General features: G+C 45.8%; 24 protein-coding genes. 9 read left to right on the top strand and 15 right to left on the bottom strand.

Translation table 11 applies throughout. From position 1 onward, the window contains the following. Positions 1-54: 54 nt before the first annotated feature. Both tig and NL646_RS08365 read right to left on the bottom strand, forming a co-directional pair. Positions 55-1,359 (bottom strand): trigger factor, encoded by a 1,305-nt coding sequence (gene tig / locus NL646_RS08360; RefSeq protein WP_005460612.1) that lies wholly within the window; start codon positions 1,357-1,359, stop codon positions 55-57. Between the two features lie 293 nt (positions 1,360-1,652). Beyond that, complete coding sequence (locus NL646_RS08365; RefSeq protein WP_005482581.1) at positions 1,653-1,838, bottom strand: hypothetical protein; 186 nt, start codon at positions 1,836-1,838, stop codon at positions 1,653-1,655. A gap of 46 nt (positions 1,839-1,884) precedes the next feature. On the opposite strand from NL646_RS08365, the gene NL646_RS08370 reads away from it, so the two are divergent. The 3 genes from NL646_RS08370 (at position 1,885) to NL646_RS08380 (ending at position 5,288) form a co-directional block, all read left to right on the top strand. Beyond that, positions 1,885-3,687, top strand: coding sequence for an ATP-binding protein (locus tag NL646_RS08370; protein WP_253664082.1), 1,803 nt, complete (start codon positions 1,885-1,887; stop codon positions 3,685-3,687). 4 nt (positions 3,688-3,691) lie between these two features. Then, complete coding sequence (locus tag NL646_RS08375) at positions 3,692-5,029, top strand: sigma-54 dependent transcriptional regulator (protein WP_253664083.1); 1,338 nt, start codon at positions 3,692-3,694, stop codon at positions 5,027-5,029. Positions 5,030-5,105: 76 nt separating this feature from the next. Continuing rightward, positions 5,106-5,288, top strand: a complete 183-nt coding sequence (locus NL646_RS08380; protein ID WP_021451574.1) for a hypothetical protein — start codon at positions 5,106-5,108, stop codon at positions 5,286-5,288. A 47-nt stretch (positions 5,289-5,335) separates the two neighbouring features. On the opposite strand, the gene NL646_RS08385 is transcribed toward NL646_RS08380, so the two are convergent. From NL646_RS08385 to NL646_RS08425, 9 genes are all read right to left on the bottom strand, one after another. Beyond that, positions 5,336-6,697 (bottom strand): TRAP transporter large permease, encoded by a 1,362-nt coding sequence (locus tag NL646_RS08385; protein ID WP_005495990.1) that lies wholly within the window; start codon positions 6,695-6,697, stop codon positions 5,336-5,338. 3 nt (positions 6,698-6,700) lie between these two features. Next, positions 6,701-7,375: a TRAP transporter small permease gene (locus NL646_RS08390; protein WP_005479032.1), complete on the bottom strand. Its 675-nt coding sequence runs from the start codon at positions 7,373-7,375 to the stop codon at positions 6,701-6,703. Positions 7,376-7,463: 88 nt separating this feature from the next. Further along, entirely contained in the window at positions 7,464-8,462 is a 999-nt protein-coding gene (locus NL646_RS08395; RefSeq protein ID WP_005479018.1) for a TRAP transporter substrate-binding protein, read from the bottom strand. 202 nt (positions 8,463-8,664) lie between these two features. Continuing rightward, entirely contained in the window at positions 8,665-10,134 is a 1,470-nt protein-coding gene (locus tag NL646_RS08400) for a protein adenylyltransferase SelO (RefSeq protein ID WP_069498574.1), read from the bottom strand. 178 nt (positions 10,135-10,312) lie between these two features. After that, complete coding sequence (locus tag NL646_RS08405; RefSeq protein ID WP_253664084.1) at positions 10,313-11,125, bottom strand: sugar transporter; 813 nt, start codon at positions 11,123-11,125, stop codon at positions 10,313-10,315. A gap of 175 nt (positions 11,126-11,300) precedes the next feature. After that, on the bottom strand, positions 11,301-14,285 hold the full coding sequence (locus NL646_RS08410) for a M6 family metalloprotease domain-containing protein (protein ID WP_253664085.1): 2,985 nt from the start codon (positions 14,283-14,285) through the stop codon (positions 11,301-11,303). A gap of 295 nt (positions 14,286-14,580) precedes the next feature. Beyond that, a complete protein-coding gene (locus NL646_RS08415) occupies positions 14,581-15,948 on the bottom strand; it encodes a TrkH family potassium uptake protein (RefSeq protein WP_029855899.1) in 1,368 nt (455 codons plus the stop codon). Then, positions 15,945-16,607 (bottom strand): TrkA family potassium uptake protein, encoded by a 663-nt coding sequence (locus tag NL646_RS08420; protein WP_005460581.1) that lies wholly within the window; start codon positions 16,605-16,607, stop codon positions 15,945-15,947. Before NL646_RS08420 ends, NL646_RS08415 begins: the two co-directional genes overlap by 4 nt. A gap of 251 nt (positions 16,608-16,858) precedes the next feature. Continuing rightward, positions 16,859-18,094 carry a DEAD/DEAH box helicase gene (locus tag NL646_RS08425; RefSeq protein ID WP_020840278.1) on the bottom strand — a complete coding sequence of 412 codons (1,236 nt, stop codon included), beginning with the start codon at positions 18,092-18,094 and terminating at the stop codon, positions 16,859-16,861. 217 nt (positions 18,095-18,311) lie between these two features. On the opposite strand from NL646_RS08425, the gene NL646_RS08430 reads away from it, so the two are divergent. Next, positions 18,312-19,631 carry a hemolysin family protein gene (locus tag NL646_RS08430; protein WP_005488844.1) on the top strand — a complete coding sequence of 440 codons (1,320 nt, stop codon included), beginning with the start codon at positions 18,312-18,314 and terminating at the stop codon, positions 19,629-19,631. On the opposite strand, the gene NL646_RS08435 is transcribed toward NL646_RS08430, so the two are convergent. The 4 genes from NL646_RS08435 to NL646_RS08450 all read right to left on the bottom strand — a co-directional run bounded on the left by NL646_RS08435 (position 19,621) and on the right by NL646_RS08450 (position 23,302). Then, the gene (locus tag NL646_RS08435; RefSeq protein ID WP_020904060.1) at positions 19,621-20,361 is read right to left on the bottom strand and encodes a transglycosylase SLT domain-containing protein; all 741 of its coding nucleotides are present in this window, start codon (positions 20,359-20,361) and stop codon (positions 19,621-19,623) included. The genes NL646_RS08430 and NL646_RS08435 overlap by 11 nt on opposite strands. A gap of 193 nt (positions 20,362-20,554) precedes the next feature. Then, the gene (locus tag NL646_RS08440; protein ID WP_140067096.1) at positions 20,555-21,799 is read right to left on the bottom strand and encodes an NAD(P)/FAD-dependent oxidoreductase; all 1,245 of its coding nucleotides are present in this window, start codon (positions 21,797-21,799) and stop codon (positions 20,555-20,557) included. 8 nt (positions 21,800-21,807) lie between these two features. Continuing rightward, on the bottom strand, positions 21,808-22,893 hold the full coding sequence (locus NL646_RS08445; protein WP_140067098.1) for a methyltransferase: 1,086 nt from the start codon (positions 22,891-22,893) through the stop codon (positions 21,808-21,810). A gap of 10 nt (positions 22,894-22,903) precedes the next feature. After that, the gene (locus NL646_RS08450; RefSeq protein WP_005460588.1) at positions 22,904-23,302 is read right to left on the bottom strand and encodes a lipoprotein; all 399 of its coding nucleotides are present in this window, start codon (positions 23,300-23,302) and stop codon (positions 22,904-22,906) included. A 76-nt stretch (positions 23,303-23,378) separates the two neighbouring features. Between NL646_RS08450 and NL646_RS08455 the strand changes: the two genes are divergently transcribed. Genes NL646_RS08455 through NL646_RS08475 form a run of 5 tightly spaced genes read left to right on the top strand, consistent with a single transcriptional unit; the run spans position 23,379 to position 25,978 of the window. Further along, complete coding sequence (locus NL646_RS08455) at positions 23,379-24,107, top strand: beta-ketoacyl synthase chain length factor (protein ID WP_140067100.1); 729 nt, start codon at positions 23,379-23,381, stop codon at positions 24,105-24,107. Further along, positions 24,104-24,871: a 1-acyl-sn-glycerol-3-phosphate acyltransferase gene (locus tag NL646_RS08460; RefSeq protein WP_015296424.1), complete on the top strand. Its 768-nt coding sequence runs from the start codon at positions 24,104-24,106 to the stop codon at positions 24,869-24,871. The genes NL646_RS08455 and NL646_RS08460 overlap by 4 nt, the downstream gene beginning before the upstream one ends. A gap of 13 nt (positions 24,872-24,884) precedes the next feature. Continuing rightward, on the top strand, positions 24,885-25,145 hold the full coding sequence (locus NL646_RS08465; protein ID WP_005457487.1) for a phosphopantetheine-binding protein: 261 nt from the start codon (positions 24,885-24,887) through the stop codon (positions 25,143-25,145). Between the two features lie 15 nt (positions 25,146-25,160). Then, entirely contained in the window at positions 25,161-25,418 is a 258-nt protein-coding gene (locus NL646_RS08470; protein WP_005460583.1) for an acyl carrier protein, read from the top strand. Then, entirely contained in the window at positions 25,418-25,978 is a 561-nt protein-coding gene (locus NL646_RS08475; protein WP_025498687.1) for a hypothetical protein, read from the top strand. Before NL646_RS08470 ends, NL646_RS08475 begins: the two co-directional genes overlap by 1 nt. The last annotated feature ends 4 nt before the right edge of the window (positions 25,979-25,982 follow it).

Here is a 25,982-nt window from a genome sequence, read left to right on the forward strand (position 1 = left end):
ATTGTTAGCAGAATAGTTAACGTTAAGTCAACCTTCTACGCAAGATATTGCTTATTAAGCAGCAGGTTGTTGGTTAAGTAGCTCGTTGAAGCCTACTTCTTTCTCAGTAACCTGTGCTTTAGCGATGATCGCGTCGATTGCTTGCTCTTCTAGAGCTACGTTACGCATGTTGTTCATCATTTGCTCGTTTTGCTCGTAGTAAGCAATAACTTCTGATGGATCTTCGTATGCAGTAGCCATTTCTTCGATTAGAGCTTTCACTTTCTCGTCGTCCGCTTTTAGCTCTTCAGACTTGATTACTTCACCTAGTAGAAGACCAACAACTACGCGACGCTTAGCTTGTTCTTCGAACAGTTCACGTGGAAGCTGTGCAGCTGCTTCTGGGTTACCACCGAAGCGTTGTGCCGCTTGTTGACGTAGAACGTGGATTTCTTGCTCGATAAGTGCAGCAGGAACGTCGATTTCGTTTTCTTTAACTAGACCTTCGATTGCTTGCTCTTTGATGCGAGTCTTAACAGCTTGCTTAAGTTCGCGTTCCATGTTCTTACGTACTTCAGCTTTAAGTGCGTCTACACCGCCTTCAGCAACACCGAACTTAGCAACGAATTCGTCGTTTAGTTCTGGAAGTTCACGAGCTTCAACTTTGTTCACTTTGATTGCGAACTTAGCCGCTTTACCTTTTAGGTTTTCAGCGTGGTAATCTTCTGGGAAAGTTACGTCGATGTCGAATTCCATACCAGCAGTTTTACCTGCAATACCGTCTTCGAAACCAGGGATCATGCGACCAGCGCCCATTTCTAGTGGGAAGTTCTCAGCTTTACCGCCTTCAAACTCTTCGCCGTCGATAGAACCAACGAAATCGATGCTTACGCGTTTGCCAGCTTCTGCTGCTTCTTCAACTTCAACCCAAGTTGCTTGTTGCTTACGTAGAGTTTCGATCATCTCTTCTACGTCTGCTTCTTTAACTTCAGTTAGAGGCTTCTCAACAGTGATGTTTTCTAGGCCTTTTAGTTCAACTTCTGGGTAAACTTCAAAAGTTGCTGTGAAAACTAGGTCTGCACCTTCTTTGTTTTCTACAGGAGCGAAAGTTGGAGCGCCAGCTGGGTTGATTTTCTCTTTTACGATCGCTTCGATGAAGTGACGTTGCATAACTTCACCAAGAACGTCTTGACGTACTGCTTTGCCGTACATCTTAGCAACCATTTTTAGAGGCACTTTACCCTTACGGAAACCATCGAAACGACGGTTTTTAGCGATGTTGCGTAGTTCAGCTGTTACAGCATCTTCGATGTTTGCAGCTGGAACAGTAATGTTTAGACGGCGCTCTAGGCCCTCTAGCGTTTCAACAGTAACTTGCATTATTTATAAACCTCTAAAGTGGCTCGGTTATCCGAGCGTATGAGCGTAACTCTTTAAGTTAACGCTTCATCCTTGTGTAGTGTTCTGTCCGAACACCTAATTTAAAATCGAGTATTGATGCTGATTCTCAGCACCAGACTAATCAGTGATATCTTCGACAGAAATATCAAAGGTATCTCCTATTAGCCTCAGGACAGAATTTTTAGACGCGACATTCTAGCGATCTGTCGCAACCCTGTCGAGCCAATAGCCACTATGTGGACATTGTCTGCGCTAAATTCTCGAAAGCTGACTCATTTTTTTGCCAAAAATGGGATTAAAACACCCAATGAGCGCGTCAGCATATCTAGAATGGGGACAATAGCGACTTTTTCAAGAGAATCGACTGCTTTTTTTATTGAAAAGCGTAAAAAGAGATCTTGCTCTTGTTTTACTCCACAGAGTTGAAAACTAAATCCCCCATCATCCCTACAACCCATTAACATTTCTAAAGGCATAAAAAGGACGTGTAATAGGAATGCAAGGATGTCTCAACGAAATCGTATTTTACTGATTTTTTTCGCCTTATATTTCCTGTGCGCCATTGTGGGCGGGCGCTGGGTGTGGCAACACAGCTATCAATCTTTGCTAGATAAACACCAATCACAGCTCGAACAATTTTCTAGCCACATCAAAAATAAGCTCGATAAATACGCCCATATACCCAATCTTTTAGCCAAAGATGATCCTCTTTTTGAAGCTCTACTGAATCCTTCAAATAGCGCTCAACTCGAAATCACCAATCGCTATCTAGAATCGGTGAACAACGTTATTGAAGCGGCAGATACTTATTTGATTGATCAATGGGGCACGACCATTGCAGCAAGTAACTGGCGTAAAAAGCGCTCTTTTATTGGACGCAACTTTGCTTTTAGACCTTACTTCAAACAAGCCATCAGCGGTGAAAGCAGCCAATATTACGCTCAGGGCTCAACATCCGGCCAACGTGGCTATTACTACTCATATCCAATAATTTATGCTGGCGGCGTGTTGGGAATCGTGGTCGTAAAAATGGACTTGAGTAAAATTGAAGATAACTGGCAACAACCTGACAGCGTGTTCGTGGCCAGCGACCCTCACAATATTGTCTTTATGAGCAGCCGGCAGGATTGGCTATTCAAAAGCCTACAACCGTTAAGTGATGCAGATAAAAAGCAAGTTTGGACGAGTAGACAATATCTCGACACACCGATTACGACATTGGGCTTTGTCGGCAACTTGAATGCGCCAAATTCTGAACTGAAACAAGGCTACCCCTACAATAAAGGGACGCTGGTTGTCTCTTCACTGCCTTTACCTGAGTTAAAGCTAACGATTCGTGTGCTTTCGCCAAAACAATCCATCGTTTGGGTTACGATGGGCTATATCGTTGTGCTTACGTTGGCCTTTACGGTTTTGTTCTTGATTGGCCAGTTGATTTATCACCGCCAACAACGCCATTTGCAGTTAGAACGAATCCAACAAGAAGCGAATCAGAAGTTAGAATTTCAAGTCATGGCGAGAACAGCAGAGTTACAGGCTGAAATTGCGCAGCGAACCGAAACGGAGCAAACACTGCGTTTAACCCAAGATGAGTTGATTCAAGCGGCTAAGCTGGCAGTTCTCGGTCAAATGTCAGCAAGCATCAGCCATGAGCTGAATAATCCGTTGGCAGCCATTCGTAGCTTTGCTGAGAATGGAAAATTGTTCCTTCAGAAAGAAAAGTATGATCGAGTGGAAGATAATCTCACTCGCATTTCAGCCCTCACAGACAGAATGGCAAACATCAGCCAGCAATTGCGTTCGTTTGCCAAAAAGGCCAGCGGCAATGAGCTTACCCAAACACGCCTGTTGCCCGTGATAGCCTCATCAAAAGAGCTCATGAAACCCGCTTTTAAATCTGCTCGTGTTCTACTTGCTACCGAACTTCCTACTGACGACATCGAGGTTCAAATCAATACCATTCAATTGGAGCAAGTTCTGGTTAACTTGCTGACAAACGCAATTGAAGCCGTAAAAGAACAACAAGATAAACAAGTGTGGTTGCTCGTTGAAACGGATACGGATGAAAACAAAGTGATGATTCATGTCGATGACAATGGCCCTGGGCTTGGTTCGCACACACTGTCCGAACTTTGCGAACCGTTTTTAACAACTAAAAAGAATGGATTGGGATTAGGACTTTCTATATCTCAGCAAATATTGGCTGGTATGAACGGCAGCTTGAGTGCTCACAACCGAGCCCAAGGTGGCGCTCGATTCTCATTGTGCTTGCCAATATGCCAACGCACCGAACAATCAGAAGGATAAGATAATGTGTCAGGTGTTTTTTATTGATGATGAAGCCGACCTTCGATTAGCAATAGAACAAACGTTTGAGCTAGCCGATATCGAAGCGACTTTTTTTTCCGATGCGGAATCCGCCTTGTTAGCCATGAAACAAAGCGACGAAGCTGGTGTGATTGTGACCGACATCTGCTTACCCGGTATTTCAGGCATGGACTTGTTAACCACGTTAGTTCAACGCGACCCAAACCTGCCAGTCATCATGATTACAGGCCATGGTGACATCTCAATGGCCGTAAATGCGTTACACCAAGGGGCCTACGATTTTATAGAGAAACCTTTTGCGCCAGAACACTTGGTTGAAACCGTAAAACGCGCCATTGAAAAACGCCAACTGACGAACGAAAATGAGAAACTTCGTCAATCACTCAAAGCGAGCCAAACGCTTGGCCCCCGAATCATCGGTGAAACCACCAGCATCCAAACGCTGCGAGAAACCATCACCCACATTGCTGATACAGATGCCGATATTCTGCTGTTTGGCGAAACAGGTACAGGTAAAGAGCTTATCGCCCGCTCACTGCACGAACAAAGTTCTCGTAGAAACAATAACTTTGTGGCGGTGAACTGTGGCGCGGTGCCAGAAAACTTAATTGAAAGCGAACTCTATGGTCACGAAAAAGGCGCATTTACTGGTGCAGACAGTCGGCGTATTGGTAAGTTTGAATTTGCGCAGGGCGGCACACTCTTCTTAGATGAAATCGAATCGATGCCAATTCAGGCACAAATTCGTTTGTTGCGCGTCCTGCAAGAGCGCGTGATTGAACGCGTTGGCTCAAACGAACTTTTACCTCTCGACATTCGCGTTGTCGCGGCAACGAAAGTGGATCTTAAACGTGCGGCGGAACAAGGTACATTTCGTCAAGACCTCTACTACCGCCTCAACGTGGTTACGCTAGATTTGCCTCCCTTACGTGAACGCAAGGAAGACATCCCTGCCCTTTTCCATCATTTTCTTTTAGTCGCGGCGTCGCGCTATGGTAAAAGTTCGCCAAGTCTTTCAGCACAAGATTTGGCTCAGCTAATGGCTCACGATTGGCCGGGAAATGTCCGAGAACTGCGCAATGCAGCAGAGCGTTTCGTTTTATTAGGTAAACTCATCCAATTAGGTGAACCAAGTTCCATCCCCGCCTCAACCAGTAGCCTTGCAGAACAAGTGGCGGAGTTTGAAAAGGCAGCGATAGAAAATGCGCTACTGGAAAACAATGGCAGCATCAAACAAACGATGGAACAGTTGAATGTGCCTCGAAAAACGCTGTATGACAAAATGCAACGCTATCAGATAGATAAAGAGCTCTATAAATAAAACAGGTTCGCACGATTGGTATTATATCCAACTTGAATCATAATTTTTCTAAGGCAATTATTGGGCTCATATGGATATGAATGAAAAAGTGAGGATACCGATCATTACCGATACAGTGATGGTAGACGGCCAGTATCAAGAAGAAAGGCGCTCCGGTGAAGACCGACGTAAAAACAAAAAGAAGTGGCACGGCTATGAGCGCAGAGTCCATCCCGATCCGAGAAAACAAGATTTTAAATCCATAGACGAAGAGGTGTGATTGCTCACACCTCTTTTTGGTTGCGTGAATGTAATCCTGAAAATGTGTTATTTAGTGATTATTTCTGGCCCCATCAAGGTCGTTGGTAGCCAGGTTGATACCCAAGGTACATAAGTCACAATTATCAAGAACAAGAACATGACGCCCACCCATGGCAATGCCGCTTTTACAACATTCATCATCGACATTCTTGCCACCCCAGCCGTTACAAACAGGTTCAACCCGACTGGTGGCGTTATCATGCCGATTTCCATGTTCACTACCATCATGATACCGAGGTGAATTGGGTCGATGCCCAGCGCAATGGCAATTGGGAACACCAAAGGAGCAACGATGATCAATAAGCCCGAAGGCTCCATAAACTGACCGCCGATCAGGAGCAACAAGTTCACAACTATCAAGAACGTAATTGGCCCAAGCCCCGCAGACAGCATCGATTCCGTGATCATCTGAGGGATACGTTCTTCAGTCAGTACGTGTTTTAAGATCAGTGCATTAGCAATGATAAACAGCAGCATGATGGTAAGCTTACCTGCTTCATACAAGGTATGCTTGGTGTCTTCATGGACAAAGGTCTGAATCACTTTGACGATCGCTGGTTTGGTGTTTTGCTTATCAGCAAATGGTCCCATGTCTTTATATATAAAGTTCGCGATAAAGAATGAGTACACCGCCGCAACTGCCGCAGCCTCTGTTGGTGTGAAAATACCGCCATAGATACCGCCAAGGATGATCACCACCAGCAACAAGCCCCAACTCGCATCTTTGGCGGCATCAAACGTTTCTTTCCATCCCACGAATGGTTGCTTAGGTAGATTCTTAATCCTCGCCGCAATGTAGATAGCGATCATCAACATCACGCCAGCCAGCAAACCCGGGATCACACCCCCAAGGAACATACGCCCTACTGACACATCGGTCGCAGCAGCATACACCACCATCACGATCGATGGCGGAATCAAGATCCCCAAAGTACCTGCGTTACAGATAACACCCGCAGCAAACTCTTTCGAGTAACCGTTTTTGATCATCCCCGCTATGACGATACTACCAATAGCGACCACGGTTGCTGGTGAAGAGCCGGACAGTGCTGCAAACATCATACATGCCACAACGGAAGCCATGGCGAGACCACCACGGAACCAACCGACGATGGCAATCGCAAATCGGATGATTCGCTTTGCAACGCCACCTGTCGACATAAAACTTGAGGCCAAAATAAAGAAAGGTATCGCCAACAATGTGTAGTGACCAGCAAAGGCGTTAAACAGCGTTTGAGCAACTGATGCCAAAGAAGCATCGGAATGCAGCATTAAGAAAAGAACACTGGAAAGACCCAGAGAAATTGCGATTGGCACACCAATGAGCATGAAGCCAATCACCATTAAAAACAGTAGTAAAATATCCATGGCTTAGCGCTCCTTGTGCTCAGAATCGTTCGAGGAACGAGGAGTCATGGCATCGCCAGCTTCACTCATTTCTTCTTTTAAGGCTTCCAGTTCTTCCTCAGCTTCATGCCCTGCAATCAAGCGATCCAGCTTACCTGTAGCGATCTGCCAAGTGACTTGTAAAAAACGGAAAGTGAGCATCGCCATACCAAGCGGCAAAGCGAAATAAGGAATAAAGCGTGGCAGTTTTTCGTAGCGCTCGCCTTCATTAAGCCAATCCGCTAAGAACTGTAAAAACTCAGGCATTGGGATATCGTCGGTTTCATACCATGCGCGCTCTGTCGCAAAGGGATACCAATAATTCCAAGCACCAATCAAAAGCAGAATCGAAAAGGTTAGGCAGCAGGCCGCTGCGACTAGCGCAAGGAGTTTACGGCGCCCTTCAGGTACGATATTGATGATGACATCCACGCCAATGTGAAAGTGTTTTTTCACACCGTACGAAGCGCCAACTAAAACCATCCATGCGAACATGAATACGGTGAGCTCTAACGCCCAGAGAATATTATCGTTAAAGACATAGCGAAAAATGACATTAGCAAACGTCAGCAATGTCATCGCACCTAAGAAGAAAGCAATCAAGGTTTCTTCAATGGCATCGGTGATTCGTCCAGCCTTGGCAAAAAAAGTCGGTTCCATAATTACATCACGTCATCAGTAAAGAGAAAAAGCCCTCATCCTCAGCTCGGCTTAGAGAGAGTCCGAGGGCGAATGGATATCGTTTTTGTTATTGTTGGTTTGAAGCCAAAGCCGCTTCAATCAGGTCAGAACCAATGTCTTTCTCAAACTTTTTCCACACTGGTTGCAGAGCCGTCACCCACTCTTGACGCTGCTCTGGCGTTAGCGTACGAACCACACCACCCGCTTCGATGATGTTGTTTTTATTCGCCAAGTTCACTTTGGTCGATTCCGCGTTACGCTCAACAGTCACTTCTTGAATGATGGTATTGAGCTGTTCACGCTGATCTTCTGGTAGCTTCTGCCAAAAATCGTTCGACGTCACAACGAGGTAATCCAAAATACCGTGGTTGGTTTCCGTGATGCCATCTTGAACTTCGAAGAACTTCTTACCGTAGATGTTTGACCAAGTGTTCTCTTGACCATCGATAACCTTCGTTTGTAGACCGCCGTAAACTTCTTTGAAGGACATTTTTTGAGGGTTTGCGCCAAGTTGCTCGAACTGGGCAACAAGAACGTCAGAAGCTTGGACGCGGAACTTAAGTCCTTTCGCATCGCTTGGCACCATCAGAGGTTTATTGGCAGACATTTGCTTCATACCGTTGTGCCAGAACGCAATGCCTTGTAGACCACGACGTTTCATTGAGTTTTTCAGCTTCTCTCCCGCTTCAGAGTTTTGGAAGCGGTCAACCGCAGCGACATCATCAAACAAGAAAGGCAGATCGAAAAGGCGATACTTCTTGGTGAATTTCTCAAACTTAGAAAGAGAAGGAGCAGCGAGTTGAACATCACCATTTAGAAGAGCTTCCAACACTTTGTCATCATCGTAAAGCGTTGAGTTTGGAAACACCTGCATGCACACTTTGCCGTTCATTTCTTCGTTGACACGTTTTTCAAGCAACGAAGCAGCAATGCCTTTTGGGTGTTTGTCCGCGTTAGTCACGTGGCTGAATTTGATGACCGTTTCACCTGGGTCACAATTCGCAGCGGCATTAAAACTGGTAACAGCAAGAGCAGAGACAGATAGTAGGGTTAGAGGCTTTAACATTATTATTCTCCTTGATAAATCACATCCCATCCCGTCCATGAAGTTAAGGTGATGGGTACGGATGTTCATCAAAGAGCAATTAACAGACCAACTATTTTTTTATTTAAAATCAATCCATTAAAATATTAAAGTTGACAAGCGAGAGCCAAAAGGAGGGAAATCCACCCACAAACCCAAAGGATATGGGTGGGAAATGACCCATTTATGAGGAGCAGCTGATCTCCATCTTTTTCCCCCACTCTGGCGGCAGTTTGGCATACGCTTCAAACTCTGGTTGCGAATCGTATGGATGGCGAAGTATCTCAGCAAGACGGTGAACTTCGCTGAAATCACCTTCCTCAGCTTTATCGATAGCCAATTGCGCAAGGTAGTTGCGAAGAATGTATTTCGGGTTGGCTTGGCGCATCTGTTCACAACGCTGCTCGGCTGAAATCGGCTCACCAATTTCATCTACCTCCAGCTCACATCGAGCCAAATACAAATCAAGCCAAGCTTGGGCGGCTTCCCGATCAATAAACAAATCGATGACCTCTTGCGCTGGCTGTTTATCGAGGTTGGACAACGCTCTAAAGAATCGCGTGTAGTCGGTATGATTCTGATTAAGCAGTTCAAACATCGACTCAAACAAACGTCCGTCTTCTGCAATTTTTGTTTTCAAACCCAGCTTACTGCGCATCAAGCGGCTAAACTGCTGGCTTAAACGCCCTTCAAATTGGCTCAGTGCCTTTTCTAAATCTTCTCGTTCGACGAGCGGTGATAAGGCATGTGCCAAAGCAGAAAGATTCCACAGGGCAATTCGCGGTTGCTGCTCGAACGCATAACGCCCCTGATAATCAGAATGGTTACAAATGTACCCCGGTTCATAATCGTCGAGAAAACCAAATGGCCCGTAATCAAAGGTTTGCCCGAGAATTGACATGTTATCGGTGTTCATCACGCCATGAGCAAACCCATACGCTTGCCAGTAAGCAATCATGTCCGCTGTTTTCTGAACAATTTCACCAAACATTGCAGCGTATGGCTTCTCTGCCGACGCACAATCAGCAAAGTGCCACTCTATGACTTTGTCCGCCAGCAACTTTTGCTCTGCCAATTGATTGGTATAGAAAAGGTGCTCGAAATGGCCAAAACGCACGTGGGTCTCCGCCATACGAATCAACATTGCGCCGAATTCTGTTTTCTCGCGATAAACAGGCGTGTCACTAACCATCATGCCAAGAGCACGAGTCGTCGGGATCCCAAGCCCCGCCATGGCTTCGCTACATAGATACTCACGGATGGTTGAGCGCAACACTGCCCTGCCATCCCCCATTCGCGAGTAGGGTGTTAGCCCCGCGCCTTTAAGGTGAATATCAAACCAAGTGCCATTTTGATGCTCAATTTCCGCCAACAGCAATCCACGTCCATCGCCCAAGTCTGGGTTGTAGACGCCAAACTGATGCCCTGCGTATTTCATCGCCAGAGGACGAAACTGTTCGAATTCGCTTTGCCCAGAAAAAACCGCCAATAGCTCATCGTTTTGCGCTGCTGGTAAACCAAACTGCTGCGCAAACTCACCATTCCAAGCAACCCAGCGAGTATTATCCAAGGGTTGTGGCTCGACCAAAGTATAGAAAGCTGACGGTAATTGACTAAAGCGATGGGTGAAACTGACCCGTTGCCAAATGGACATGTGGGGTTCCTTAATAAAAAGAAGTACTGTTGTCAGTATACGTGTGAACGTCACTGTCATTCAGCCATGAAATGGGCATGGGTATTTTGCGTGGATAACGCGAAGACGGCAGGAAAGGTATTCACCCGCTACATACCACCTCACAAACGGAGGTGGTATGTAAAAACGATCAAATTGATTAAGCGGAAAATTCTTCACCCGTTTTTGGTGGCTCTGGTGGCGTATCAAAACGAGCGCGTTCGATATCCACTACCGTTTTATAGCTCAACGATAACAATGCCAGCTGGTACGCGCCGAAAATGCCATAGACCACACCAACAAAACCCAGCATGAAGAAATTCGTAAAGTGGCTAAAGATGAGCTGACTGAGCAATCCTGCACCTAATGGAATTAGTCCCATCAAAATGAATACTTGCTTGTTGTATGGTCTGCTTTGGTTCCATGAACGACGCAAACTGCGCGGCTGATGATCCATTGCGGTCGCAGGCAGCACAAACGACCAACGCGCCATCACCCAATAGCCAGGAATGCTTGCAATTGTTGTGATAAACGCCATGGCGACAAAGTCGGGTTCACCGCTTTCTGCAATGTAGATAAACGACAATACAAAGATTGGGATACCAATGACGAGCATCATCATCAATCCAAACAATATCCACCAGCCAATGAAACGGAATTCTCGGGCAGACAAACGAAACACATCCAACGCCGAGTGCATGTAATCGCCAACCAAATAAATCCGGTGCACACGCACAGCAGCCATCGCAGCAACAAGTGGGTATAAAACGATTGTGACGAAATAAAATCCCGTGATGTTTCCTTCTTGGACGCTCGCTTGATCTTGCCCCGTCATTTTAGGATACATAAACACAAAAATTGAGTGCACGATGATTAATGGAATACAAGCAATGACAATTGCGAGTAGGTTCCTTCTGACCATCACTGCCGCTTCTCGGCATACTGCCGAAACAGAAAAGTCCTCGGTTGACATACAACATCCTTAATTTGTAAAAATCTGCCCTTAGGGTAACCGCAGAGTAGAAAAATCGCTTTAAAAATAATGAGAAACACATCTCATAAGATAATGAGAGCAAAATCGAAATAAATCAGACACAAAAAATAAGCCACTCGATGCGAGTGGCTTATACCGTAAATTTAATACCGTTTTAGACGCGGCGTCGCCAGCCCAATACAGCGAGTAACATCAGAGCCCAATAAGAAACACTGCCGCCACCCTCCGAGTTTTTAAACGTCGTTGTTTTCAAAGAAGCAACAACCGTCACGGTCACTTCACCCGTTGCAGTAGCACCTTTGCCATCCGAAACCGTGTATTGCAGCTTGATGCCGTCAGCCGGACTATCCGGTGCTTGAAAGCGGATTTTTCCGTTCTCTACACTCGCGATTCCTACGCCCGTTAAGTTTTGTACACTTTGTACAACCAGTTTATCGCCGTTCACGTCCGAATCATTGCTCGCTACATCAATCACAATGCTTTCACCGACGGCGACTGTCGCCGTATCCGCTAGCGTAATTGGAGCTGAGTTTTGCACGGTTAAATCGATGGTCACACTGGAAGTTTCGTTACTTGGATCCGCCACCGTAAGACGGAATGTTAGAACCTCACCCGCTTTAGCACCTTGAGGCACCGTAAAGCTTGCGCTAACACTGGTTGCATTGCCAAGAGAAACTGAAGTGCCAGCCAACTGCTCCCATCGATAACTCAACACGTCACCATCGGCATCCGTACTATTTAACGCAGACAGCGTGACTCGCTGCCCAACCGTCATGTCTTGATTATCAACATTAATCACGGCAACTGGCGCTTCGTTGCTGCCAAGCACTTCCACCTGAACATTCACGATTGAAGATGAGTAGGCATCATCAATCGACAACAAACGATATTGAAAACGATCCAAACCAACAAAGTTCATTTCAGGTTGGTACTGATTACCCGAAATGGTGCCATGTTCTGGTTGTTGAACGATGTCCACATTGAACTGATAACCAACGGCCATAAAGTCATTGTCCATCAAGTTCAGTTCGATTGACTTGTTCTTATCGGTTTGCAATGAGTCTGCTTTTGCCTCAACGACATGACTCGCATCCACATTCAGCAGTGCGGCAAACGGCACGAAAGAGAAGCCTGTCTGATTCAAACCAAATGTGTACATGTCGCTATTGCTGCCTGTCCACATCACAGGTAAAGAGGATTTTTCTGTTTTTAGAACACGACCGAAATCAAAGTTCGCTTCAAACTCACCGCCTTCCAATTCCACCACCAACAGATGCTGACCAGCACTTAGTTGGCTTGGCTGAGGGAATAAGATTCGTGATGATTTTTGGAAAGAACCTTGTTGTAGCAGTTCAGCGCTGTCTTGGTCTAACACCAAACGGTAACCCGCATTACCTGAGAATGGGAATCGCCATACTCGGTAAGTCATGTCACTTTGAAGGCTGCTTCTTTGCGCGTACAGCTGAATACCATCCAGTTCTGTAGCGTTATTTAAATCTAGTGAAACCGCCAGCGTATTTGTGCTACTAGCAAACACATAACCTTGATAGAGAGAGTTCAGCCAAGCCGATTTGTTTGGCTCGCTCGCTTGCTCAAGGGAGAAACTGCCGCCATTCGTACTGCTAGCAATGTTAGAAATACGAACACCAGTTTCAAACCCAGCAATTGCTTGAAGTCCTGGATTAGAAGTGTCGGAAATCTCAGTGCTACCGTTAGGATACAAATCGCCGGCATCACTGCTTCCATCATTTTCTAACTCATTCAGACCATCAGCCTGCATGATTTGAACCTGCATCGCGCCAACATCGTTAAAGCGGTTCTGGACGTTCACAGACGTCGCCAATACCCCTTCTGCCGCCAATGCTCGGTCGTAACCGCTAAAGGTACGGTTTTCCAAATACACGCGTGGGCCAAACTCTTTTAAGTATGGGTCGAGATACACCAATTTGACGTCGTCGTTATTCACAGAAATAGGCGTCGGGCTTTCATGAGTGATCGTTGGTACAACGAAACCAGCCGCGTGTTTGCTCCATGCGCTCATGTTAACGGGCGTATCACCTGAGTACGAATCACCCGGTTTCTTCGCCCATGAACCAGCACCCATCACGCCCCAAGAACCGATCGAGGCGTCACTGTTCCTTGCGTACAAGTCCGGCAAGCCAAGCATTAAGTGGCCAAGCTCATGTACGATCACACCCAACGTCGCTTGATGATCAACTTGGTAGTCAGCAAACACGCAGTAGTCAGTGATCTTTTTGCCATCTAGCGTGACATCATTGTGAGAGAATTTGTGTGGCCAGATAGCAGGACGGTCAAGGAATCCGGTTGAACGGTCGCCACCAGCAAAGATAAACATCACTGACAACTCTGAAGGTTCAACGGTTCCATCTTGGTTACTGTCGTAAGCAGAAAGATTGAAGTACGGATCCAGTTTTTGGTAGGCCTCTGTAAACACGGCGTTCAGCTTGGCCGTACATGTGGTGTCGCTAGAACTAGAGTGACAATTTGGGTGGCTTTGCGCCACAGTCACATTGATCACACCATCATTCGCGGTGCCGTAACTCTCGATAGCTGGGACGACTTTAAATTTACCTTGAGAGTTTTTATCAAAGTAATCCACAACGCTTTGGCCATTCGTGTCGAAAACACGTTGCTCGAAATTGTGCACCATCGCTTGATCGTTAAAAGAAACCTGCACAACCAACAAAGGCTGCTGTTTCACGCTCGAGCTGCTCATCGCCTGATAACCTTGTGCCGTGCGCAATAAGTTTTGGCGAGCCATAGGTTCAATCGCTTTTAACGAAGACAGCTCCGGCTTAACTTGCACGTCAGGACGAAACTTCGCTGAATCAGGCGCATCACTGGATTGGGTTTTCTCAATACCAGTCGAGAGCAACTCAAGGGTGTCTGAATTACGCTGGATCTGAGCAAAAAACCAAACACCATCTTCCTGAATCAAGGCATTGCCTTGTTTGTCTTCAAACCAATGGAAATCAGCAGTTCCGCGTAAAATCGCCTCGCTATTGCTTCCGTCACTCAGCGTGATCGGATGCCAAATTGGCGATGGTGGGGTCGTTGCCATACTGTTTCCGGCAACAAGTGCAGTCAGCATGGTCAAGGCAAATGTGTGGAATTTCAAAGTACGGCTCCATCTTTTCAATTCACCATGCGTAAAACGAACTCAGATACCCATCAATTTAATGAGCGGTTACCTGATGGTTATTTACGCATTAGATATAAATTAAGTGAATGAATGGTACAGAAATGAAAGGATAAGGGAATGCTGACAAGGGGATCAAAAAGAAAATTTGAGCAGAAGACCACGTTATTTATAAATGTTTGAGCGCCGATGACCAATCGACGCTCAAAAAAGTTAAAATATCACTTTAAATTCAAAGCGTTATTTTACGTTCATTTTGCATATTACTGACAAATCAACCAGTAAGAACCGTGTCTTCTGGGTACTTAATCAAGGTTGGTTCTGGTCTCGCTAACATATAAGCGAGCGTCAAAGGCCCAATACGGCCAATGACCATCACGACGATCATGATGTACTTACCTGGTTCTGAAAGCTCTGCTGTCAAACCTGCAGTAAGCCCAACCGTTGCAAAAGCTGAAATCGTTTCGAACATCACTTTGTCAAAAGAAGCTTTCTCCGTCAGCATCAACAAAAACATCGCGGTGGTGAGAATCGCTCCGCTCACCACAATGATTGCCAGTGACTTTGTTACCGTTGGCCAGTTTACCGTTCTCTTAAACATCACCACGTGTTTCTTTTGACGCAAGAACGTCCACGTCGCCATAAACGCGACAGCAAAAGTAGACACCTTGATACCGCCACCCGTAGAGGTCGAACCCGCACCAATCAACATCAAAACGATCATGATGAGTAATGCCGGTTGCGTGAACTGCGTTAAATCAACACTGTTAAAACCCGCTGTCCGCGCACTGGCTGATTGGAAGAAAGCGGCCAGCCATTGCCCGCCAGTAGTGAGCGAGCCCATGGTGTTGGGGTTGTGACGTTCCAAAAGCCAAAACAGCACCGTTCCCACCAACAGCAGTAACGGCGTGGCAATCAACATGATTTTGGTGTGAATATGTAAGAAGTGGAAACCTTTACGCCAATGTCGCCAAACGTCACCAATCACAGTAAAACCCAAGCCGCCAAAGATAAACAGACCAGCTAAGGTGAAACTCACTAACGGATCGTTGACAAAACTCATCATGCTGTCAGAGAAGAGAGCGAAGCCAGCATTGTTGAAAGCCGAAATAGAATGAAACAGCGCATAGAACATGCCCGTCTGCCATCCCATTTCTGGCACCCAACGATACGAGAGGAAGACAAAACCAATCGCCTCTGCCACCAGCGCAAATGTGACGATCTTTTTCACCAAACGACGCAGGTTGACTTGCCTTTCTTGGCCAAGTGCTTCTTTGGCTAACGCTTGCTGACGTAGACTCAAGCGCACCCCAAACATATAGAGCAGCACCGCAGATAAGGTCATTTGCCCTAAGCCGCCGATCTGCATCAAACACATCAGAAGAATTTTACCCGCGAGCGTAAAATGTTGGCCGGTATCGACCACACCCAACCCAGTCACACTGATGGCTGAAGTCGCGGTAAACAACGCGTCAGTAATAGACAGACCAGAAACCGAAAAAACCGGTAGCGTAAGCAGAACAGCAGAAGGCAATAACACTCCGAGAAAGCTCAGCAATATAATGCGCGGTTCGCCACCTTTCGCTTTATCTCGTTTGCCGTCTGGGACGTAAAAAACGCCTCTCTGATGAAATTGCGTCATAATGATTTCAGCTTGTTTGCCAACTTGTCTTGCGGGCCAACCACAATAATGAGATCGCCGATTTCAAGCGTGGTACTCATATCAGGCGCTTTGATGATTTCAGGGCCACGTTTAAAGCCCAACACTTGCACGCCTTCGACCTTGCACAGCGCCAAATCGCTTAACGTTTTACCCATCAAACGCGAGCCAACAACAAACTCTGTCATCGCTAATCCGCTGCCCAATGGATGAAATTCGAGTACGCGTTTATCCAGCATTTTGCGCGCCACACGAATGCCCATATCGCGCTCTGGCATGATGATGTGGTCTGCGCCAATTTTTTGCAGAACGCGAGCTTGGAATCGGTCGTTAGCTTTTACCCATACCGATTTTACACCCGCCTCTTTTGCTATCAGAGTAGCAAGAATACTGGCATTCACGTCTGCACCAATGGCAATCATCACCATGTCGTAATCATCGAGCTTGAGCTCTGCGACCGTTTCTTCATGAGTACAATTTGCCACAATGGCCTGACTCACAAAACCTGCAGCTTCTTTCACTCGATCTTCATTGATGTCGACCGCTAAGACTTGTGACCCAGAATCTTGTAATTCTTTACATACCGCCAAACCAAATCGGCCAAGACCAATAACAGCGAATTGCTTATCACCTGTTTTCATTCGTGCCTCATTTATGCATTCATTAGCAAGCGCGAAAGTCTGCGCCTATTCCTGTCCTTCTGCAAATATGAGGACAGAAATTTGACAAAACATTTACGCAGTTATTTGCATTTTGAGTGTTAAGCGTATGACACGATTTAACTTTTTTCCTCATCACGACCGACAAACCAGACAAAATCCATTGTATTTTCGACGGTTCTAAACGCAAAAAAGCCGCACGAATGCGGCTTTGCTTTCAATGTGTCAGCAGACTATTTTGCGTCACGTTGTTCAGAATTCTCACGACGCGGACGATTGTCTTGCGGTTTACGCTTATTCTTAGGTACGTAATTCAAAATCGAAATCGGCACGGGCTTTCTTGGAGCAAAACCTTCGATTTCAACACGCTCAAGCAAGTGGCCCAGACGGCTTTCAATCATGCACAGGTTTTTGAAATCATCCTTTGATACCAAAGAGATCGCTTCACCTTGCGCGCCAGCACGGCCAGTACGCCCGATGCGGTGTACGTACTCATCCGCAGGGAATGGTAAATCGTAGTTAATCACTACTGGTAAGTTGTCGATATCAATACCACGCGCGGCAACACCGGTTGCAACCAGATACTGAATTTCACCCGCTTTGAACTTCTCAATCAGTTCCTGACGAACACGCTGATTGCGACCACTGTGGAACGCTTCAGCCACAATGCCGCGCTTCTCAAGCTGGCTAACCAATTTGGCCGCGCCGTGTTTTGTTTCAATAAAGATCAGCACTTGCGACCAGTCGTTTTCATTCAGCATGTGGCTCAAAAGCGATGACTTCATGTCTTTATCGACGGTGGTAATCCACTGCTTGATGTTCGACTTAGATGCGCTATGTTTTGCAATCGTAATCTCTTCAGGATCTACAATCGCGTTTTTGGCCAAATCACGAACTGGGTTCGACAACGTAGCCGAGAACAGCAAACTTTGAACATCTTCTGGCATGCAATCGATGATCTTATCGATCGAGTCGATAAAGCCCATATCAAGCATCTTATCGGCTTCGTCCAGTACCAGCATTTCCACTTCATCAAAATGGATCGCACGCTGGCCGTATAAATCAATCAGACGTCCTGGTGTGCTCACCACAATATCTACGCCTTCAATCAGCGCTTGCTTCTGCGGCGCATATTCCACGCCACCAAACATCGCCATTGAGCGCAGTGGCAAGTTCTTCCCGTACGCTTCAATACTTTGATGCACTTGCAGAGCCAGTTCGCGCGTTGGCGTAAGAATGATGGCACGAGCGCGTTTTTTACGTTGCGTCTCACCTTGGCTGAGCTTTTCTAAGATTGGCAACACAAAGCTGGCGGTTTTACCCGTGCCTGTTTGCGCAGCCGCGATCAAGTTGCTGCCACGCAGCACAATTGGAATCGCTTTTTGTTGGATAGAAGTCGGTTTTTCGTAACCCAGCGCCGTTACGGCATCCGTAATTGGTGCGCTTAAACCAAGCTTAGAAAATGGCATAGAAACGTCTCTAAAGAGGAAATGGGCGCGTAGTTTATCAGAATCCCAGTCAAGTAACAGAATCATTCGTCTGGACGCGAAAACCACATTCAACAAATGAACTCTATCCTTTTAATAAGACATTCTGTTGGCATGACGCGTTGAATTATTCACAACCTCACGTTTCTCGCGAGAGAATCTCGTTATGCTGCTAACGTGTGCATTACTGGAAGGCTCCATGGACATTTTATTGCTTGTTGGATTGATCGCACTAAACGGCATTTTCGCTATGTCTGAGATCGCGTTAGTCGCGGCGAAAAGCGGCCGACTAAAAATGATGGCCGAAGACAACGCACCTGCTGCTCTCGCTTTAGAACTAAAAAACAACCCTACCCAGTTTCTTTCGACTATCCAAATCGGCATTACTGCCATCGGTCTACTCAGTGGCATTTTTGGTGAAGCGACGCTGTCCATTCCTTTTGAACACTGGCTCGTTGCCCAAGGGCTAGAACGCGAAGTCGCCACCATTCTTGCGACCACCAGCGTTGTTATTTTGATCACTTACTTCGCGATCATCATCGGCGAGCTCGTGCCAAAACGTTTTGCACAAAACAACGCAGAAAGCATCGCAATTGTTGTCGCCTATCCGATTCATTGGCTAGCCAAACTCGCCAGACCTTTTGTGTTCTTACTTACTGTGTCGACAGACGCGTTACTTAAACTTCTGCGCCAAAACGAAAACCAAGGCGAAATCGTCACAGAAGAAGACATCTTTGCCGTCGTCAATGAAGGTTCGGAATCAGGAGCCATCGAACCGCAAGAACAACTGATGATCCGCAAGCTACTGCACCTCAATGATCGTTTAGCCCTGTCTTTAATGACGCCGCGCTGCGACATCCATTTTTTGGACACCAACTTGCCGCTGGATGCGATTCTCAAACACCTACGTCAAACTCAACACTCAGTTTGGCCAGTGTGCAAAGGCGGTTTAGATAACATCATCGGCACCATTTCCTCAAAAGTATTGCTTGATGAGTACGACCACCTGTCTGTTTCGAGACTCGGTAAACTGCTCAAACATCCGCGCTTTGTACCGGAATCGATGAAAGGCTTGCCTCTGCTGAACTACATGCAACAAACCAGCGCAGAGATGGTGTTTATTGTTGATGAATATGGTGACGTGCAAGGCTTAGTCACCTTATACGATTTGCTCAAGTCCATCGCTGGCGAATTAGGAATGGCACCAGAACAAATCTGGGCGAAGCAGCAAAAAGACGGCAGTTGGCTGATGGATGCGCTGATTCCTCTCAACGAACTCAAATACAAACTGGGATTGACCACAATTGAAGGCGAAGAGAGTGAAGGTTTTCAAACCCTCAATGGCTTTTTAACTTGGTGGCTAGGACGCCTTCCACATGCAGGAGAGTTGGTCGACTATGAGGGCTGGCAGTTTGAGGTGTTAAACGTCAAACATCACCGGATTGTGCAAGTTAAAGTGAGCCGAGAGACAGAGTCGGAAACAACCACCGACACCAACGATGGCGACGCTAACCCATAAAGTTAGGCTGCAAACCTTTCGCCAGCTTCTGCCTAACTTTGTAAGAGACGTCACTCAACGTAATGCTCCCTTTGCTGTGACGATCGATGCCTGCATTTTGTCGGTAAGCGATCGAACCTTGTTTGAACAGCACGTGTGAGGGTGATTTCCCGATTGCCGCGGGGTAGAGAATCGCCATGTAAACATCTTCCAACGAAGACATTCGGTGTCGATAAGGCCAAAAGTAAGCTTTCACATAATCGAGCTGTTCAACGGCGCTCATCATGGCGAGATGCTTAGTACTCGTCCCCAAGTTTTTCGCGGTTGCGGGCATGAACTGAATCAGACCTGTCGCCCCACTCCCAGAGCCGTTTCTAATGCTAGGGCTGAACGTTTCAGCCGTCTCAAAGGCCATACAAGCCATTAGATGATTCGGGTTGATTTCTAGCTCAGAGCAAATTTCGACCACTTTGCTTTTGAATGCTGGGCTGACTCGCTGTCCCCACGCCAAAACATGCTCAGAAGGCTCTTGAAATGGCTCGGGAGAAAAAATACATCGATGGGAACGTTGAGGATAAAAAGGAAGCATTTTAATGAGGCGCTGCTGCCTGCCCTTCAACATGGAAGTAAAGGAAAACAATACAGCTTTGAGTGGCTGCCGTTTTTTAAACTTTACTAATCTATACAGTCGCTTAGATACCTTTTTCACGACATAACCAAGTTGAGGGAACACTCCCAAAATGTAATCCATTTCCTACAGGTTTTATAGAAATATCAGCTATAGCAAACATTTATGTGACCAAAGTCACCTTTAGAGCAATTTCAACGTTCAATAACCCACCAAAAAAATGAATAACCTTATTAAAATCAAGGCAATAAAAAGCCCCATCTATGAATCACAGATGGGGCTAATGAGATGTTTTTAATGGCTTTTTCTTAGTAATTTAAAAACCTTCGCCACGTACTAACTCAGCCAGCGTCGACAAGCGTTGTTCACTTTGCTTGACGTATGGGTTCTCGGTATCCCACGCGTAACCAGCCAATATTGCACTGATCATCTGTTTAATGCGTGGATTTGGAGCTTGGTAGAAAATCACGTCTTGAAGCGTGCCGTTGTACCATCCTTCCACATAAGTGCGGAACGTGTTGACACCAACCATCAAGCGTTCTGAGTACTCTTCTTGCCAATCAACCACTTCGCCGTTCAATTGACGCACAACGCAATCAGCAGCAAATTGAGCCGACTTCATCGCGATAGTGACACCCGATGAGAATACCGGATCTAAAAATTCGCCCGCGTTACCAAGCAGCGCGTAGTGTTCTGTGGCTAAGCGTTTGACGTTCGCTGAATAGCCACCCAACTCTCCTGCAGGATTTGGGTACTTCGCGTTTCGCAATAAAGATGCCAAACCCGGCTCTTCATTAGCCAACTGCTGCAAAGCTGCAAGCTTATCTTCTGGGTATTGCTCGAAAAAATCAGGCTCACCCACCACACCAAACGAACACGTACCATTCGAGAATGGAATTAGCCAGTACCATACGTCGTGATTTTCAGGATGGACTGAAATCAGAATTTTGTTGCGATCGTACTCTGGCTCTTGTGGTGAAATATGATCTTCGATATGCGTAAAGATCGCTTTTCTTGGTGGAAGGCAAGAAGGTTCTTCCAGATCCAGCAAACGCGGCAGCACTCGGCCAAAACCACTCGCATCCAAAACAAAATCGGCTTCGATTTGATACGCCTGCTTGTCGGGTCCAACCACTTCTAAGCGCGATTTTTTGCCTTCAAACGCCAAGCTAACCAGCTCATGCTGATAACGAATATCGACGCCCTGCTCCGCGGCGCTGTCAGCGAGCACTTTATCAAAGCTGGCGCGTTGAACCTGAAATGTGGTGCCTGGTCCTGCGGTAAATTTGTCAGTGAAATCAAAGTGGGTGTAGACCCCGTTACGACGGAACGCCGCACCATCTTTGAATTGGAAGCCATGCTGCTTCACCGCCGCTGTCATTCCGGCAAGTTCAACCACCTCCATACAAGCTGGAAGTAAGCTTTCGCCAATTGAGAAACGAGGGAACGTCGCTTTTTCGATCACGACAACATCAATACCACGGGATTTTAGCAACGCAGAAACGGTGGAACCCGAAGGACCTGCGCCAACGACGACAACTTGCTTGTGCTCTGTTTTCATTCTTTATACTAGCTTGCTTGGAGTTTTAATAAGGTATGTCCGAGGCCAATGTTGTCCGTTCTTTCCACAACAGAGAGACCTGCTGCTTCAACAATTTCTAGGAAATCATCACTACGGTAGAAACGGCTATTACCATTGGCTAGGCAGGTAAAGTAAAGCGAGGTAGCATTTAAGCTGTATGACGCGCCCGCGTATTTCTGCGCATCCCAAAACAGTTCGAGAACGTAAACGGTATCGCCCGCGCTCAACTGCGCCTTCACTTTCTTCAAAATATTTAAAATTTCAATTGGAGAGAAACAATCTAAGAACTGGCTCATCCACCAAATATCGGCATGATCAGGCAATGTTTGGGCTTTATCAAGCATATTGGCAGGATACGGATGCACGCGCTCGCTGAGCTGATTCTCTGCCACGTTCGACATCGCGACTTCCAATTGCTGCGGCAAATCAACAATGGTCACATGCACATCTTTATCGTAGTTGCAGCACTGCATTGCCCATTTACCCGTATTGCCACCGATATCGACAATATGTTTTGGCTCATTGGTAAACACTTCTTTAAGCAGCAATGGGAAAGAACGATCCGAATAGAAGTGATCAAACTTAAACCAGCTCTGCTTAGCTTGCTCAGGTAATGTCGACAATCCTTGATAGATGGTTTCCCAATCGCCCAGCTCTTTCAATCCAGCAGGTTTGCCGTCTTTGATTGCTTCAGTCAAGTGCATCATCGCGGCATAACAAACGTCGGCCGTGAAATCCATGTTTGCTTGGGTCATGCCATCGTACAACAAGTAGAACCCGAGGTTGGCCAGTGAGTAGTTAGGTTTTTCCCACAAAACAATGTGCGCACTTATCGCCATGTCTAGCAGCACTTTGACACCATATTCTGACACGCCTGTTTTTTCGGCGATATCAATGGCGCTCATGCCTTTTGAACCAGCGCTATCGAGCGCCGCTAATATACCCAAATCTCTGAGCGTTCTCGCGGTATGGAAAACGATAGGGGCAAAAGATAATTTTTGAGCTTCTGTTTTTGCTTCAAAAGCATTAAAAGGATCATTATTTTGATTTAACACGAAAAAACCTAACTGCATTTAATAATTTTTATTGCTGAGACTGAGTGCCCAACAACGCAAGTGCTCGCTGAATATCAACATTTAAATTGTTTACCCAACGATTGTAATTGCGGTGAATTTTGCCATCACTTGCTTTGAGATTTACTGAGTTGAGATAAATAATTGAATAATATTTGTTGTTGTATGGAATTTTTACTTCAGCAGAGTGTGTACGAACGTGAATTTTCGCAATTAATACACCCGGACTAACTTCTTCAATCGTCCAACCACGGTTAGTTGCGGATTGCACAATCGCCATTTTTACTTGTTTATTTTGAAGATCATACGCAACTGGAGTATCCTCCACACTCAATACAGGTTGTACACGTCCACAACCGACAAGAAGCAAAGTTAATAATAATGAGATGTACAGCTTAAAGCGCGACATAAGAATTTCCTTTTTATTATGAATTCGGGTGAAGCCCAAATTGTATCGAGCTGTAAAATAAACAATTTAACCAAATATGCCAAACTCGAAGATCAAAATTTCGTTCAATATTGATGCGTGGACAGCGAATTCACTAGGTTTATCTCAACCTGATGAATGGAAAGAATGGGCTGCAAGCGGAAATTGGCCACAAGATGGCAAAGTAAATGTGGCGGATATTCCTGCAATGATGCGCAGAAGAATGAGTCCATTAAGTAAACTTGCAGTGCAAACGGCCATCGAATTATTAAAGCAACATCAGGTCGACTATCTGGTGTTTTCTAGCCGTCATGGCGAACTGCATCGCAGTGTCGCGCTGGTTGCAGACATCATCAGTGGCGAAGAAGCCTCTCCAATGGCGTTCTCTCAATCAGTGCACAATACCGCGGCAGGTTTAGCGACCATCGCAACCAAGCAGCCAATCCCTCTCACTTCGATTGCGGCATCGGAAAATACATTCCAAAGCGCGATATTAGAAGCGTGGCTATTTTTAGCAGACAATCCAGATAAGAAAGTTCTGCTTGTCGACTTTGATGAACCTTTACCTGACTCCTACACCGAATTTGAACAGCAGCAATATCCGGGCTTTGGCTTAGGTTTGGTGCTATCAAACGGTGATGATTTTACGTTGCGCAGCAGCCACAGCGTAGAAACACAAGGCCACCTTTTGCCACAAGGCTTAGCGTTTTTGCAGCACTACTTGTCAAACAAAACTCAGTGGACCATCCATGCCCCACAGCAATCTTGGGAATGGCGCAAACAATGAATCGCTTAAATCAGTATTGGCGCGTGCTCGCCACGGGTTTCTGTTTTTCGGTATTTGGTTTGGGTGGTTTAGCGCTGAGCTTTATCGTGATTCCAACTATTCGTATTTTTGTCTCTGACCAAACTGAACGTGAATATAAAGTTCAAGGCGCGATTCAATATTCTTTCAACACATTCTGTAAATTAATGAAGTTCAGCGGGGCGATTGATTATGAAATTATTGGCGCAGACCTTCTTCAACAAGATCGAAATTGTTTAATTGTTGCCAATCATCCGAGTTTAATTGATTACGTTTTAATCGCCTCACAATTAAATCGCTGTGATTGTTTAGTAAAGTCCGCAATTTGGTCGAATCCTTTTATGAAGCATATTGTAAAAGCGGCCGGATATATTCCAAACGAAGCGCCAGATGATTTATTAGCACTTTGTGAAGAACGATTTAATAAAGGCAACGTGTTGCTTATATTTCCTGAAGGCACAAGAACAACACCAGGCATAAAACCTAAGTTGCAACGTGGCGCGGCGCAAATTGCAGTAAGAACAGAACGAGATTTAAGAGTCGTACATATTACGGTGACACCGAGCTTTCTCACAAAAGAGAAAAAATGGTATCAGGTGCCAACAACAAAGCCCTTTTTCAAAATTGAAGTTAAGGATAAAGTTGAGATTGAGCCCTTTATAAAGCAAACTACGTCACCAACGATAGCGGCTCGACGCTTACAACAGCACTTAGCTGACAACATTTTTCCAGAAAACTTTTATTGATAAGCAGGTCCCAGTGGAACAGTTACACAACGATATTAAGCAACTTATTATTAATGCTTTGAACCTTGAAGATTTAACCGTAGACGATATTGAAACGGATGCGCCACTTTTTGGTGATGGACTTGGCTTAGACTCTATCGACGCACTTGAGCTTGGATTAGCAATTAAAAAGCAATACAACATCGTCATCGATGCTGACGACTCAAATACGCGCGAACACTTTGCTTCTGTAGCAAACCTAGCGAAATACGTTTCTTCTCAAACTAATGAATAAGTTGTAGGTATATTCATGACTGATGTAAATAAAGATCAAGTATTTGAACAAGTTAAAGATGCGCTTGTTGAGCTGTTCGAAATCGACGCAGACGACATCCAACCTGACGCGCACTTATATCAAGATCTCGATCTAGATAGCATTGACGCGGTTGATTTGGTCGTGCACCTACAGAATGTCACTGGTAAAAAAATCAAACCTGCTGAATTTAGTACAGTAAGAACTGTTGACGATGTCGTTAACGCAGTCACTGAGCTATTGAAGGAAAGTTAATGCGCCAATTGCTGACTGGTCTGTCTGCAATTGTACTGTTTGCCTACCCCTTCGCCGTTTACTTCGGTATAGATAAATTTGGCTTGAACTTAGTTGGGGGCTTGTTAATTGCTGCGTTGCTTTTGCGTTTATTCGTCGCAAATAAGACCCCACTTAAAGAGTTTAAATTCCTAGCGCTCACCACGGGCGCTGTCGGTATTCTTCTTGTTGCGCTTGGCATGGTGTTTAAACAACACGGGTGGCTTAAGTTTTACCCTGTGGTTGTGAACATATGCATGTTGTGCGTGTTCGCATTTAGTCTCAAACAGCCTCAATCGATCATTGAAAGGCTCGCGCGTTTACAAGAACCAGAACTACCGCCAAGCGGCGTTGCTTACACTCGCAAAGTGACGATGGTTTGGTGCGTTTTTTTTGTACTGAATGCCGCTTTTGCCCTCTATACCTGTTTCCTGCCAGTAAAAATATGGACGCTGTATAACGGTCTGATTAGCTACTTACTTGCTGGTAGCTTGTTCGCCGGAGAATGGATCGTGCGTCAATTTGTTCGAAAGGAACACTAATCGT

Source organism: Vibrio sp. Y20_XG_PY13 (assembly GCF_024181925.1).
In the GTDB taxonomy this organism is placed as follows: Bacteria; Pseudomonadota; Gammaproteobacteria; order Enterobacterales; family Vibrionaceae; genus Vibrio; species Vibrio parahaemolyticus.

What these genes read in the sequence shown, in the direction of transcription:
- NL646_RS08405 (WP_253664084.1), bottom strand. Translation starts at nt 11,125, where the DNA reads ATGTCAACCGAGGACTTTTCTGTTTCGGCAGTATGCCGAGAAGCGGCA.
- NL646_RS08470 (WP_005460583.1), top strand. Translation starts at nt 25,161, where the DNA reads ATGACTGATGTAAATAAAGATCAAGTATTTGAACAAGTTAAAGATGCG.
- NL646_RS08385 (WP_005495990.1), bottom strand. Translation starts at nt 6,697, where the DNA reads ATGGATATTTTACTACTGTTTTTAATGGTGATTGGCTTCATGCTCATT.
- NL646_RS08455 (WP_140067100.1), top strand. Translation starts at nt 23,379, where the DNA reads ATGCCAAACTCGAAGATCAAAATTTCGTTCAATATTGATGCGTGGACA.
- NL646_RS08425 (WP_020840278.1), bottom strand. Translation starts at nt 18,094, where the DNA reads ATGCCATTTTCTAAGCTTGGTTTAAGCGCACCAATTACGGATGCCGTA.
- NL646_RS08420 (WP_005460581.1), bottom strand. Translation starts at nt 16,607, where the DNA reads ATGAAAACAGGTGATAAGCAATTCGCTGTTATTGGTCTTGGCCGATTT.
- NL646_RS08445 (WP_140067098.1), bottom strand. Translation starts at nt 22,893, where the DNA reads ATGCAGTTAGGTTTTTTCGTGTTAAATCAAAATAATGATCCTTTTAAT.
- NL646_RS08400 (WP_069498574.1), bottom strand. Translation starts at nt 10,134, where the DNA reads ATGTCCATTTGGCAACGGGTCAGTTTCACCCATCGCTTTAGTCAATTA.
- NL646_RS08435 (WP_020904060.1), bottom strand. Translation starts at nt 20,361, where the DNA reads ATGGATTACATTTTGGGAGTGTTCCCTCAACTTGGTTATGTCGTGAAA.
- NL646_RS08475 (WP_025498687.1), top strand. Translation starts at nt 25,418, where the DNA reads ATGCGCCAATTGCTGACTGGTCTGTCTGCAATTGTACTGTTTGCCTAC.
- NL646_RS08415 (WP_029855899.1), bottom strand. Translation starts at nt 15,948, where the DNA reads ATGACGCAATTTCATCAGAGAGGCGTTTTTTACGTCCCAGACGGCAAA.
- NL646_RS08395 (WP_005479018.1), bottom strand. Translation starts at nt 8,462, where the DNA reads ATGTTAAAGCCTCTAACCCTACTATCTGTCTCTGCTCTTGCTGTTACC.
- tig (WP_005460612.1), bottom strand. Translation starts at nt 1,359, where the DNA reads ATGCAAGTTACTGTTGAAACGCTAGAGGGCCTAGAGCGCCGTCTAAAC.
- NL646_RS08380 (WP_021451574.1), top strand. Translation starts at nt 5,106, where the DNA reads ATGAATGAAAAAGTGAGGATACCGATCATTACCGATACAGTGATGGTA.
- NL646_RS08430 (WP_005488844.1), top strand. Translation starts at nt 18,312, where the DNA reads ATGGACATTTTATTGCTTGTTGGATTGATCGCACTAAACGGCATTTTC.
- NL646_RS08375 (WP_253664083.1), top strand. Translation starts at nt 3,692, where the DNA reads ATGTGTCAGGTGTTTTTTATTGATGATGAAGCCGACCTTCGATTAGCA.
- NL646_RS08450 (WP_005460588.1), bottom strand. Translation starts at nt 23,302, where the DNA reads ATGTCGCGCTTTAAGCTGTACATCTCATTATTATTAACTTTGCTTCTT.
- NL646_RS08370 (WP_253664082.1), top strand. Translation starts at nt 1,885, where the DNA reads ATGTCTCAACGAAATCGTATTTTACTGATTTTTTTCGCCTTATATTTC.
- NL646_RS08440 (WP_140067096.1), bottom strand. Translation starts at nt 21,799, where the DNA reads ATGAAAACAGAGCACAAGCAAGTTGTCGTCGTTGGCGCAGGTCCTTCG.
- NL646_RS08390 (WP_005479032.1), bottom strand. Translation starts at nt 7,375, where the DNA reads ATGGAACCGACTTTTTTTGCCAAGGCTGGACGAATCACCGATGCCATT.
- NL646_RS08365 (WP_005482581.1), bottom strand. Translation starts at nt 1,838, where the DNA reads ATGGGTTGTAGGGATGATGGGGGATTTAGTTTTCAACTCTGTGGAGTA.
- NL646_RS08460 (WP_015296424.1), top strand. Translation starts at nt 24,104, where the DNA reads ATGAATCGCTTAAATCAGTATTGGCGCGTGCTCGCCACGGGTTTCTGT.